The organism is Streptomyces sp. JLBJ103, from assembly GCF_058215575.1.
In genome coordinates this window covers 778,437-789,065 of the sequence record NZ_CM177089.1, presented here as the reverse complement: position 1 = coordinate 789,065, position 10,629 = coordinate 778,437, and the positions used below count along the sequence as shown (strand labels likewise).

Here is a 10,629-nt window from a genome sequence, read left to right as displayed (position 1 = left end):
GCGTGGCGAAGCCCCTGTCGCCAGCACTCTCCGGCCGGTTCTTCCTCGTCTCGACGCTGCCCACCGCCGCGGGCGCCGTGTTCGTCCTGGTGCTGCTGTGGGCGGGCGCCCCCGATCCGGTGCGGTTCGAGCGGGCGTGGCGGACCGCGGCCGGGCTGAAGGCGGGCGAGGTGCTGCTGCTGGTGCTGAGCCTCACCCTCGTCGGCGTCATCACCATGCCGCTGCAACTCTCTCTGGTGCGCTGGCTCGAGGGGTACTGGCCGCGCTGGCTCGCCCGGCCCGCCGCTTGGTGCACGGCGTGGCAGAAGCGGCGGCGCGGTCCGCTCGGCTGGCCGCACGGCAGCGCCGTACCGTCCGCCGCCCTCGTACAGCGCGCGGGGGAGCGCGGCGCCTGGCAGCGCAGCCGTTTCCCGGCGGAGGACCACCTGCTGCGCCCCACCGGGCTCGGCAACGCCCTTACGGCCGCCGAGCGCCGTGCCGGGCGGCTGTACGGACTGGACGCGGTGGTGGTGTGGACCCGTCTGGAGCCGGTGCTGAGCGACCGGGTGCGCGCCGCGGTGGCCGAGGGCCGAGACGCGCTCGACGCCGCGGCCCGCCTGTCTGTCACCGCGGGTGCCGTCGTCCCCGTCTCCGCGGCCCTGCTGTGGCGGTCGCAGTGGTGGCAGCTTCTGGCGCTGGCCCCGGCCGTCATCTGCTGGGCCGCCTACGCCGCCGCGGTGCACGCGGCGGTGGCATACGGCGAGGTGCTGGCGGTCGCCTTCGATCTGCACCGCTTCGACCTGCTGACGGCGCTTCATCTGCCGCTGCCCGACGACCGCGCGGCCGAACGTACGGCCAACGCCGAGCTCAGCAGGCTGTGGCGGCAGGGCGCGGGAAGCCCGGCCGGGATGGTGTACGACCATCCCGCGCCGCCCGCCGAACCGGCCTCGCCTCCACAACCGCCCCAGCCCACGGGCACCCCCGGCACCGGGCCCTGAACTCCCACCCATCGAGGCTTAGTCGGACGGTCATGTGGGCCCTGCTCCGGGGGCCGGTTCGGGGCGGGGTTCTGGGGTGCGGCCGGGGGAGATGAGCGCCGAGACGGCGCGGGCGTGCAGGGAGTCCAGGGTCGCCAGCTGCTGCCCCGCCGCGTCCAGCAACTCCGCGAGATGGCCGGTCTCCAAGCGGGAGTCGTGCACGGCGGCGGCGAGCAGGGTGCGCCACAGCAGGGCCTTGCCCGCCACACCCAGCCGCATCGCCTCCAGCTCCAGCACTGTGTTCAGCCCCGAGCGGCGGCGCATCCGGCCCCTGGGCCGCAGCCGGGTGAGCCGTTCACCCGCCCACGCCCCGTAGATCTTGTAGCGGCGGGTGGGCACATCGAGCGCGGCCATGCACCACAGCAGTGCCTTGCGGTCGCGGGCGATCTCCGTCTTGAGCCGCGTCAGCTCGCCGCTGTATGCCGAGTGCCGGTGCTCACGGGCCATCCGGCGGGCGAGGCCGACACCGGCCGTAGCACCGGCCAGGTGGTCGTTGAGGTAGATCTGGAGCATCCGCGGCGCGGAGGCGCTGCCGGAGCGGGCGAGGGCCGGTACCACCATGATCGTCCTCCCGAACGCTGGGGCCCCGGGGGACCCGTTCACGCCCAGGGGTACCCGTCCGGACCCCGCGCCAACGCCCTTCTCACCCGTGCGGGGGGCCGGAGGAGGCGGACGGCGCACCCCGGTCGCGGGTGGCCCGCTGATGCAGATGTTCCAGGGCGTCCCGGAGGACGGTGCTCTCGTGCCACTCCAGCCAGGCTCCCCCCTGCGCGGCGAGCTGGGCGAGGATCCGCTCCTCGCCCGCGGTCAGGTGCCGACCGGCTCTGGCCACATGGAGCGAGAACACTCCGACGACCCGGCCCGAACCGCCGGTCATCGGGATGCTGTGCACGGTGCGGGAGCCCGTGGAGAGGATGAGTCCGCGGGCGGTGTCGGAGAACACCTGGTCGGTGGCGACGTCCGACATGACGGGACGGCCGTGCTCGGCCGCCAGGGCGCAGGTGGTCTCGCCCTCGCCGACGACGTTGAAGAAGTCGATGAACTCCTGGTCGAAGCCGTGGTGCTGTTCCATCCGCAGCCGCCGTGCCGAGTCGATGAGCTGGAGGTCCCCCATCTCGCAGCCCACCGTCTCCAGGGCCTGGTGCAGCACTCGCTTCACCACCGCGCCGCGGTTGGCGCCGCGGTGGTGTGCCTCCGGCAGCAGCGGCAGCGGGGGCGCCGGACGACGGACGCGGCCCGGGAACCACAGTGCGCTGCCGGGTGCGGGGCGCGGGACGTCCATGAGCGCCGCGGCCAGGGTGCGCAGCTTGACGTTGTACGCCTGTGAGCTCTCCTTCAGAAGGGTGAACGCCGTCTCCGGGCCGGCCAGTCGGTACCGCTCCAGCAGGATGCCCTGCGCCTGTGCGATCAGCGGATGCGAGCGCAGCTTTCCCCGCAGATCCGCGGTTTCCCGCCGCAGCCGCTCCAGCTCCGCCTCCCGCGCGACGGCCGTCTCGCGTTCCGTGCCGGTGCCGGTGCCGGTGCCGGTGCCGGTGCCGGGGGCGGGGGCGGCCGGGGCTTCGGGTGCCATCGCCCGCTGCGCCTCCGCCACGGTGGGGAACAGCCGCACGCCGGAGTCGACCAGCGTCAGCCGCAGCAGCCGCGCCACGGCCTCGGAGGCCGCGGCAAGGAGCAGCGTGCCGCCGGTCGCGTGCAGCGAACGCACACAGTCGAGCAGCCCGCGCATACCGTCCGCCGTGACCGTACGGACCCGGGACAGGTCCACGACCACCGCGCCGGTCCGCCCTCGCAGCCCGGCCCGCAGCACCGCGGAGAACAGCGGATGGTCCGGTCGGTCCAGGTCGCCGTCCGGGCGCAGCGTTCTCCCGGGACCGCTCGTCTGGTACATCTCAGCCCTCGTTCCCTCCGGGGATTCTCAAGGGGGACTGTGCCCCGGGATCCGCCCACCATGGTCGGGCCGGGGGCCGGGAGTCAACGTCGGCCCCGGCCGCGCGGGCGCCGGGGAGACGGGAGTACGAAGGGTCCCCGCCTTCTGGTGGACGGGGGTGCGGGCCCGGCGCGCGGAACCGGCGTCCGCGCAACGGCGGTGGCGATCAGCATGCGGCACCCCATGGCAGAAAAGGTGGGAAGCGCGTCATTGCTGCCATCGCCCACGGCGGCCAGCATGGACCGTATGGAACGGCGCACCGTCCTCATCGCCCTCTACGACGGCGTACAGAGTCTGGACTTCACGGGGCCGCTGGAGGTGTTCTCCGGCGCGGCCGGTGTGGTGCCGGGCGCGTACGAGGTCAGGACCGCAAGCCTCGACGGCTCACCGGTGCGCACGTCCAGCGGGCTGACGGTCGTCCCGGACCTCGCGCTGCGCGGCGCCCCCGCCCCGCACACCCTCCTCGTCCCGGGCGGTGAGGGCACCCGGTTGTTACATCCCGGCGTGGTGGAGTGGCTGCGCGAGAACGCCCCGGCGGCGCGGCGTCTGGTGTCGGTGTGCACCGGGGCCCATGCGCTGGCCGCCGCCGGACTGCTGGACGGACGCCGGGTGACGACCCATTGGGCGTTCGCCGAGGGGCTGGCCGAGCGGTTCGCCGCGGTGGAGGTGGACCCGGACCCCATCTTCATCCGCGACGGGGCGGTGTCCACCTCCGCCGGGGTCACCAGTGGCATCGATCTCGCGCTCGCACTCGTGGAGGAGGACCTCGGCCGTGACGTGGCGCTCGCCATCGCACGCTACCTGGTCGTCTTCCTCCGCCGCCCCGGCAATCAGCGGCAGTTCAGCGTCCAGCTCGAGGCACAGAGCGCACAGCGCCGCCCGCTGCGCGACATCCAGCAGTACATCTCGGAACACCCCGGCGCGGATCTGTCCGTCGCCGCCCTGGCCGAGCGTGCCCATCTCTCCCCCCGCCACTTCGCCCGCGCCTTCCGGGACGAGATCGGCACCTCGCCCGGCCGGTATGTGGATCAGGTGCGGCTCGAAGCGGCCAGGCGGCTGCTGGAGGACACCGACGGCGGGGTCGAGGAGGTGTCCCGGGCCTGCGGCTACGGCACGCCGGAGGCCATGCGCCGCGCCTTCGTCCGTGACCTGGGCGCCGCGCCCGCCGAGTACCGGCGCCGGTTCCACCCCTGAAAGCCCGTTCTCCCACGACCACGACCACGACCGCGTCCTGGCCTACCGCCATGACGCCATCACCACCGACCGAAAGGCCATGCTGTGCAGATCGCGATCCTGCTCCACGAGAACTTCACCGCTCTCGACGCCGTCGGCCCGTACGAGACCCTGGCCGGACTGCCGGGTGCCCAGCCGGTGTTCGTCTCCGAGCGCCGCGGTCCCGTACGCAATGACAGCGGCAGCCTCAAGCTGGTGGCCGAAGCCACGCTGGAGGAGGTGGAGCGGCCGGACGTCGTTCTGGTGCCCGGCGGCCCCTTTACGGTCGAGCAGCAGAAGAACCCGGTGGTGCTCGAGTGGCTGCGGGCCGTGGACGCCACCACGACCTGGACGGCCTCGGTGTGCACGGGTTCGATGATCCTCGCCGCGGCCGGGCTGCTCACCGGCCGCCGCGCCACCACCCACTGGACCGCCATGGAGGGCCTCCGGGCTCTGGAGGTGGACGCCGTGGACGAGCGCTATGTGTTCGACGGCAAGTACGTCACCGCGGCGGGAGTTTCGGCCGGGATCGACATGGGGCTGGCCCTGGCCGGGCGGATCGCCGGGGACACCGTGGCGCAGGGCGTGCAGCTGATGCTCCAGTACGACCCGCAGCCGCCCTACGACAGCGGTTCCCCGAGCAAGGCCCCGGCCGAGCTCACCGCCCGGATGCGCAAGGAGGCCACCGGACAGTAGCCCTGTCACGGGGGAGGGGGCGGCGGGTGCGGGGAGCCGCCGCCCCCGCTACCGCCGCGGGACCGAAAACGGCTGACCCGCGCGGGCAGCGCGCGTTGCCTTGTCCGCCACGGTCGCCGTTACGGCAGCAGGCCCCGGCGGCGGGCGATGACCACGGCCTCGAAACGGGTCCGGGCGTCCAACTTGCGCATGGCGCCGCGCAGATACGCCTTGACGGTCTCGGGGCGCAGCGAGAGACGATCGGCGGCCTCGGCGTTGGTGCAGCCCAGCGCGATCTGGGCGAGGACGTCGAGCTCCCGCGGAGAGAGCGGAACGGCGGTTTCGGGGGCGGTGGAGCCGAGTCCGGCGAGACGGCGGGAGGCCGCGCAGAGCCGGGCGCGCAGTGCCTCGTCCCCCACGGCCTGGGCGATCACCCGTAGCTCGGCGTGGAGTTCACGGATCCCCTCGACCGTGAACCGCTCGTCCGGGGCGGGTTCGGCCTCCGCCGCGCGCCGGAGCCGCAGCCGCCGGTCGACCTCGTCCCGGACCGCGAGCTCCCCGGCCAGCTGCCGCGAGGCGTCGACCACCGTGTCCGTCACCCGGTCCCCGAGGCGGATGACGCTACGGCTCGCGCCGTACAGCACCCCGCGCACCGTGCCGGTGACGACCACGGGCACGGCGACCACGGAACGGATGCCCTCCGCGGACACCGGGCCGTCGTAGTCATGGGTGATCGACCGGGCCGCCTCGTAGTCGGCCACGGAGGCGGGCCGCGCACTGGCCAGAACGCGGCCGCCGAGGCCGGTCGAGGTTCTGATGCCGAGCCCGCGCAGCGCCGCCGTCCGCACCCCGGCGAACTGCGACAGCCGGAGCACGCCCTCGCACACCTGGCCGCCGAAGACGACCGGGAGGCGTGAGCGTTTCTGGACCGACCGGAGCGCCTGCCGGAAGGCGTCCCCGTCGTCGGGCCGCAGGGAGAGGTCCGTACTCGATTGCATTGCCCCTGCCCCTTTCCGGGGGTAGCCGGCGTTGTGCGTATCGCGCAGCATAAGAGGCCTAACCCCGCGGCAAAAGGCCCTGTACCGGAAAAGGAGGGGAGTTGTCGAGGCCGGAATGTCAATCGGTGGAGCCCCCGGGAGAAACGGGAATGTTTCCCCTCTTCCGTTCTCCGGCCGCCCGTACCGTGGAATTCCCCTGGGCGTGAACTCGCCCAGGTCAGGCGTGCGATGCCCGCTGTTAAGGTGAACGCGGCGGTTCTGAGGTCCACACGCCCGGACACCGCGGAAAACCCGCACATGACAGGGGGCGATCCGTGCCGACGGCGGATGAATTGCTGGGAGCCGAGGTGGTGGTGGATCTCGCCGCCCGGATGGCGGCCGTGGACCCCGGCCAACCGCTCACCGCCGTCACACGAACCGTGAACGCGCTGGACTGACTCGGGCCGCCGACGGGCGCTGAGCGCCTGTCCGGGAAAGGACGTCTCAAGACAGCGGCCACTCATGACATGGGTCAGCGTCCGGATATCCGGTCGGCGAGCAGGGCGATGGGCGAGGTGGTGGTCCGTCCGGCGGCCTCGGAGCGGTCGGCCGCGCGATAGGCGGCGTACATCCCGTGCACCCCGAGCCAGCGCAGCGGTTCCGGTTCCCATTTACGGGTGCGGTGGCCGACCCACGGGAGGGCGGTCAGCTCGGTGGAACGGCCCAGCAGCAGATCGCACAGGGTGCGTCCGGCCAGGTTGGTGGCGGCCACACCGTGGCCGACGTAGCCTCCGGCGAAGCCCATACCGGTGGCCGGGTCGAAGTCGATCGAGGCGCACCAGTCACGGGGCACGGCCAGCACACCCGACCAGGCGTGGTCGATCGCGATATCGGCGGTGTCCGGGAAGAGTGAGGTCAGGATGCGCCTCAGGGCGCGCACGGTGTCGGCGGAGGTCTGCCCCGCCCGGTCGGTGCGTGACCCGAAGCGATACGGCACCCCCCGGCCGCCGATCGCGATCCGCCCGTCGGGGGTGCGCTGTCCGTAGGTGTACGCATGGGTGGCGTCGCTCAGCAGCTCCTGCCCCTCCCAGCCGAGCCGCTGCCACAGCCGGTCGGGGAGCGGTTCGGTGACGATCATCGAGGAGTTCATCGGCAGCCAGGTGCGCCGCTCGCCCTCCAGCACACTGGTGAAGCCCTCGGTGGCGCGTACGATCCGGTCGGCGCGGATGGTGCCGAACGGTGTGCTGACCCGGCCCGGCGCCAGCGCGGTCACCGGAGTGGACTCCAGGATCCGCACCCCGCGCGCCGCCACCGCCTCCGCCAGCCCGCGTACCAGCTTGGCCGGGTGGACCCGGGCGCAGTGCGGATTGTGGAAGCCGGCCAGCGCCCCGTCCAGCCGCAGCCGCGCGGTGACCTCCGGGGCGCTCAGCCACGCCAGATCCGCCGCCCCCCAGTGGCGCTCCTGCTCGTACGCCGCCCGCAGCCGGGGCAGTTGGGCCGCTCCGTGGGCGACAAGGAGATAGCCGCTGCGGACGATATCGGCCTCGATGCCCTCGGCCTCCGCCACCGCGATCACCTCGTCGACGGTGTCGACCATCTGCCGCTGGAAGGCGATCACCGCCTCGCGGCCCCGGCGCTCGGCGTAGGTGGCGGGCGATCCGGCGATCTTGCTGCTCAGCCAGCCCGCGTTCCGCCCCGACGCCCCGAATCCGGCGAACTCCCGCTCCACGACGGTGATATCGAGCTCGGGCGCGGCCCGCTTGAGGTAATACGCGGTCCACAGCCCCGTGAAGCCCCCGCCCACCACGCACACATCGGTGGTGAGATCGCCGTCCAGTGGCGGCCGTCGTTCGGGGAAGCCGGTCTGGCGGTACCAGAAGGACACATTTCCGTTCAGCACTGCGGCACTCAGCCAATCGTGTAGTCCGGCCGCCGGCCGGGCGGTTATCGGGTCAGTAACTGGGCGGGCTGATCACCCACAGCACACGCGCACCGGCCCCGGCCGTCTCGCACAGCCGGTGCGGTACGGCGGAGGAGTAGCGGATGCTGTCGCCGGCGCCGAGGGTGAAACCGCGCTCGCCCAGGTGGAGCCGGACCGTGCCCTCGAGGACGTACAGGAACTCCTCCGAATCGCCGTGGCTGTACGGGGTCTCGCCTGTGGAGCCACCGGCGTCGAACTCCCCGAGGAACACCTCGAGATGGTGCTGCGGCCCCGGCGTCAGCCGGAACTTGCGTCCGCCGAGCACCCCGAGCGCCAGCCGCGGCGCCTCGTCGGCCCGCAGCACACTCGGCCCGCTGGTGAAGTCGTCGCCGAACAGATCGGCCACCTTGAGCCCGAGCGCGGAGGAGATCTGCTGGAGGGTGGCGATGCTCGGATTGGCCTGACCGCGCTCTATCTGGCTCAGATAGCCCTCGCTGATCCCGGCGGACCCGGCGACGGCCTTGAGCGTCAGGCGGCGCGCCTTGCGCAGGGTGCGCAGCCGCTCGCCCACGGACTCGTCGTCGCCCCCGGACCGCTGGGCGGGGCGTTCATGTTCCATGGCGGGCCACGGTAGAGACGACTGCGTGGTCGGCACAAGAGTCTGTGGCGAGAACTCAGAAATCTTTACTCGACATCCGGTGCTCTTGAGAGGGACGTCAGCGAGGTGGCGGGGCTCCGAACACGGTGCGGTGCCGTGGTCGGTGTCACCTTGTAGCGTGCGTTCCGTGAGCGATGTGTACGAACTGACCCTGGCCATGGATCTGTGCGACGACCTGTCCGAGGAGGAGATCGCCGAGCTCCGCTGGCATCTGGGCCTCGGCCCCCAGCCGGAGCGGCTGAGCATCCTCTCCTCGTTCCCGGTCGTCGTGGAGGACGAGTCCGGTGAGCCACGGGTGGAGGACCACCCGGAGGCGCTGCTGAGCCAGCACGGCGCGGCCTGGCGGGTGGGTGGTGTGGTCTCCTCCGAGCTGATCAGGCGCAATGGACGGGGGCGGCAGGGCTGGGCCATGACCTCCCGTCAGGAACTCCACCCCGACCTCTTCGGCCCCGTCGGAGTGCTGCTGAGCTGGCTGGCCGGCAAGGCCGTTCCGCTGCACGCCCACGAGGACGGCGCCGTCCACGTGGGATGCCTGCGCTTTCTCGAGGACCTCGGCCCCCGACCGCTGATGGTCCGGAACGGTACGGTCGGCTGGCCGGAGTGACGCCGTGGCGAGGGGGCCGGTCGCGCCGTGCACCGGCCCCCTCGCCGTCCGGGCGTGCCTCAGGAAGCCGCCTGGTCCATGCGCTCCCGCAGACTGCGCGGCCGCATATCGGTCCAGACCTCGTCGACATGGGCCGAGCACTCCTCCTTCGTGCCCTCCTTGCCGACCGGCTGCCAGCCGTCGGGCACTTCGAGATCGGCGAGCCACAGCGAGTACTGGTCCTCGTCGTTGCGCAGCACCTGGTAGCGGGCGTTGTCGTCCATGGTGTTCTCCTCTTCGATCCGCTGTGCGTGTTCGTACGCGGGGTCGGTGGGTCGGTGGGTCCGTGGGTCGGAAGTCCGGTGTCAGCTCTCCTCGGGCGGCTCCTCCTCCGGGCGGTCCCGGGGCAGTCCGCGCAGGGTGGGGCCCGCGGTGGCCAGGACGGCCGCGACGGTGATACCGGCCGAGCACACCAGGATCGCCCCGTCGCCCGGCAGGACTTCGGTGAGCAGACCGCCCAGCGCGGGCCCCGCCGCCCCCGCCGCTCCGCACGCGAGCACCAGCACACTGGTGAGCCGCCCGCGTAGGCCGTCGGGGGTGCGCAGCAACTGGTCGGTCATGATGGCGGTGTTCGCCGTCGGCGGGCACAGTGCCATCAGCGCGAACAGCACCCCGGTGAGATAGCCGTCGTGCACCAGCACGGCCACCGGGGTGAGCAGGGCCAGCGCCCAGAACACCGCCACGATGGCGCGGTACGGGCCGAGTCGGCGGTGCCAGACGGGCGCCACCAGCGCACCCACCAGACCGCCCGCCCCCAGCATGGCCGCCATGACACCGACCTCTCCGGAGGGCACCCCCCGGGTCCCGGCGAGCACCACCACCACGATGTAGAAGGCGCTGAAGAACAGGTTCAGCACGATGGCGCAGGCGACGGTCACCCGGATCGGGCGCTCCCGCCACACCCACCGCAGCCCGTCCAGCACCTCCCGGCCCGGATGCGGCGCCGGGCCCGTGGGGCGCTCACGCCGCGGCAGCCGCAGGAAGAGCAGGGCGGTGAACGACACCGCGTGGGTCACGGCGTCCGCGAGAAACGGTACAAAGCGCCCCGCGGCGAACAGGAATCCACCGGTGGCGGTGCCCGAGAGCTGGCCCATCGAGGCGCGGGCGGTGTTCATCGCGACGGCCGTGGGCAGTTGGGCGTCGGTCACCAGCGCGGGCAGGGAGGCGCTCTCGGCCGGTTCGAAGAGGGCGGCGCAGGCTCCGAACACCGCGGCGACGGCCACCATGTGCGCCACGGTGGCCGTGTCCGTCCACACCGCCACCGCCAGGCTGACGGCGGACACCGTCTGGGCCGCCTCGCACACCAGCATGATGGCCTTGCGGTCGTAGCGGTCCGCCAGCACACCGGCGGGCAGCCCGGCCACCATCTGGGCGGCGGCGATGGTGCCCATGACGAGCCCGGAGGCGGCGCCGGAGCCGGTGAGCGCCAGCACCAGCAGCGGGAACGCGATCATCGTCGCGTGGAAACCGAACTCCGAGAGTGCCTGACTGCCCCACAGCAGCCGGTAGTCGCGGTTGCGGGACAGCGGCGCCTCCGGGACGGCCCGTTCCCCGGTCGTGACACCGGACTCGTCCGGCGCCATGGCCCTCCGCTCCCCGG

General features: G+C 72.8%; 12 protein-coding genes. 5 read left to right on the top strand and 7 right to left on the bottom strand.

Going from position 1 to position 10,629, the window contains the following annotated elements; translation table 11 throughout:
• Positions 1 to 2 precede the first annotated feature (2 nt).
• Entirely contained in the window at positions 3 to 977 is a 975-nt protein-coding gene (locus AC4BEG_RS03235; protein ID WP_490704388.1) for a hypothetical protein, read from the top strand.
• A 30-nt stretch (positions 978 to 1,007) separates the two neighbouring features.
• Here the strand turns inward: AC4BEG_RS03235 and AC4BEG_RS03230 are convergent, their stop codons facing one another.
• Together AC4BEG_RS03230 and AC4BEG_RS03225 are read right to left on the bottom strand one after the other, a co-directional pair.
• On the bottom strand, positions 1,008 to 1,577 hold the full coding sequence (locus AC4BEG_RS03230) for a hypothetical protein (protein WP_490704387.1): 570 nt from the start codon (positions 1,575 to 1,577) through the stop codon (positions 1,008 to 1,010).
• An 82-nt stretch (positions 1,578 to 1,659) separates the two neighbouring features.
• Positions 1,660 to 2,904: an ANTAR domain-containing protein gene (locus AC4BEG_RS03225; protein ID WP_490704386.1), complete on the bottom strand. Its 1,245-nt coding sequence runs from the start codon at positions 2,902 to 2,904 to the stop codon at positions 1,660 to 1,662.
• Between the two features lie 285 nt (positions 2,905 to 3,189).
• On the opposite strand from AC4BEG_RS03225, the gene AC4BEG_RS03220 reads away from it, so the two are divergent.
• Together AC4BEG_RS03220 and AC4BEG_RS03215 are read left to right on the top strand one after the other, a co-directional pair.
• Entirely contained in the window at positions 3,190 to 4,137 is a 948-nt protein-coding gene (locus tag AC4BEG_RS03220) for a GlxA family transcriptional regulator (RefSeq protein WP_490704385.1), read from the top strand.
• 84 nt (positions 4,138 to 4,221) lie between these two features.
• Complete coding sequence (locus AC4BEG_RS03215; RefSeq protein ID WP_490704384.1) at positions 4,222 to 4,851, top strand: DJ-1/PfpI family protein; 630 nt, start codon at positions 4,222 to 4,224, stop codon at positions 4,849 to 4,851.
• A 119-nt stretch (positions 4,852 to 4,970) separates the two neighbouring features.
• Here the strand turns inward: AC4BEG_RS03215 and AC4BEG_RS03210 are convergent, their stop codons facing one another.
• Entirely contained in the window at positions 4,971 to 5,828 is an 858-nt protein-coding gene (locus AC4BEG_RS03210) for a response regulator transcription factor (protein WP_490704383.1), read from the bottom strand.
• 314 nt (positions 5,829 to 6,142) lie between these two features.
• On the opposite strand from AC4BEG_RS03210, the gene AC4BEG_RS03205 reads away from it, so the two are divergent.
• On the top strand, positions 6,143 to 6,265 hold the full coding sequence (locus AC4BEG_RS03205; protein WP_490704382.1) for a hypothetical protein: 123 nt from the start codon (positions 6,143 to 6,145) through the stop codon (positions 6,263 to 6,265).
• A gap of 74 nt (positions 6,266 to 6,339) precedes the next feature.
• Here the strand turns inward: AC4BEG_RS03205 and AC4BEG_RS03200 are convergent, their stop codons facing one another.
• Positions 6,340 to 7,707 carry an NAD(P)/FAD-dependent oxidoreductase gene (locus AC4BEG_RS03200; protein ID WP_490704381.1) on the bottom strand — a complete coding sequence of 456 codons (1,368 nt, stop codon included), beginning with the start codon at positions 7,705 to 7,707 and terminating at the stop codon, positions 6,340 to 6,342.
• 52 nt (positions 7,708 to 7,759) lie between these two features.
• Entirely contained in the window at positions 7,760 to 8,347 is a 588-nt protein-coding gene (locus AC4BEG_RS03195) for a helix-turn-helix domain-containing protein (RefSeq protein ID WP_201879405.1), read from the bottom strand.
• Positions 8,348 to 8,513: 166 nt separating this feature from the next.
• On the opposite strand from AC4BEG_RS03195, the gene AC4BEG_RS03190 reads away from it, so the two are divergent.
• Positions 8,514 to 8,990, top strand: a complete 477-nt coding sequence (locus AC4BEG_RS03190; protein ID WP_490704380.1) for a hypothetical protein — start codon at positions 8,514 to 8,516, stop codon at positions 8,988 to 8,990.
• Positions 8,991 to 9,049: 59 nt separating this feature from the next.
• Here the strand turns inward: AC4BEG_RS03190 and AC4BEG_RS03185 are convergent, their stop codons facing one another.
• Positions 9,050 to 9,253: an MbtH family protein gene (locus tag AC4BEG_RS03185; RefSeq protein ID WP_201879402.1), complete on the bottom strand. Its 204-nt coding sequence runs from the start codon at positions 9,251 to 9,253 to the stop codon at positions 9,050 to 9,052.
• Positions 9,254 to 9,334: 81 nt separating this feature from the next.
• Positions 9,335 to 10,612, bottom strand: coding sequence for an MFS transporter (locus AC4BEG_RS03180; RefSeq protein WP_490704379.1), 1,278 nt, complete (start codon positions 10,610 to 10,612; stop codon positions 9,335 to 9,337).
• Positions 10,613 to 10,629: the final 17 nt, after the last annotated feature.

Excerpts from the sequence above, each read along its gene's own strand:
- AC4BEG_RS03210 (WP_490704383.1), bottom strand. The coding sequence starts at position 5,828 with ATGCAATCGAGTACGGACCTCTCCCTGCGGCCCGACGACGGGGACGCC.
- AC4BEG_RS03230 (WP_490704387.1), bottom strand. The coding sequence starts at position 1,577 with ATGGTGGTACCGGCCCTCGCCCGCTCCGGCAGCGCCTCCGCGCCGCGG.
- AC4BEG_RS03225 (WP_490704386.1), bottom strand. The coding sequence starts at position 2,904 with ATGTACCAGACGAGCGGTCCCGGGAGAACGCTGCGCCCGGACGGCGAC.
- AC4BEG_RS03180 (WP_490704379.1), bottom strand. The coding sequence starts at position 10,612 with ATGGCGCCGGACGAGTCCGGTGTCACGACCGGGGAACGGGCCGTCCCG.
- AC4BEG_RS03185 (WP_201879402.1), bottom strand. The coding sequence starts at position 9,253 with ATGGACGACAACGCCCGCTACCAGGTGCTGCGCAACGACGAGGACCAG.
- AC4BEG_RS03195 (WP_201879405.1), bottom strand. The coding sequence starts at position 8,347 with ATGGAACATGAACGCCCCGCCCAGCGGTCCGGGGGCGACGACGAGTCC.
- AC4BEG_RS03220 (WP_490704385.1), top strand. The coding sequence starts at position 3,190 with ATGGAACGGCGCACCGTCCTCATCGCCCTCTACGACGGCGTACAGAGT.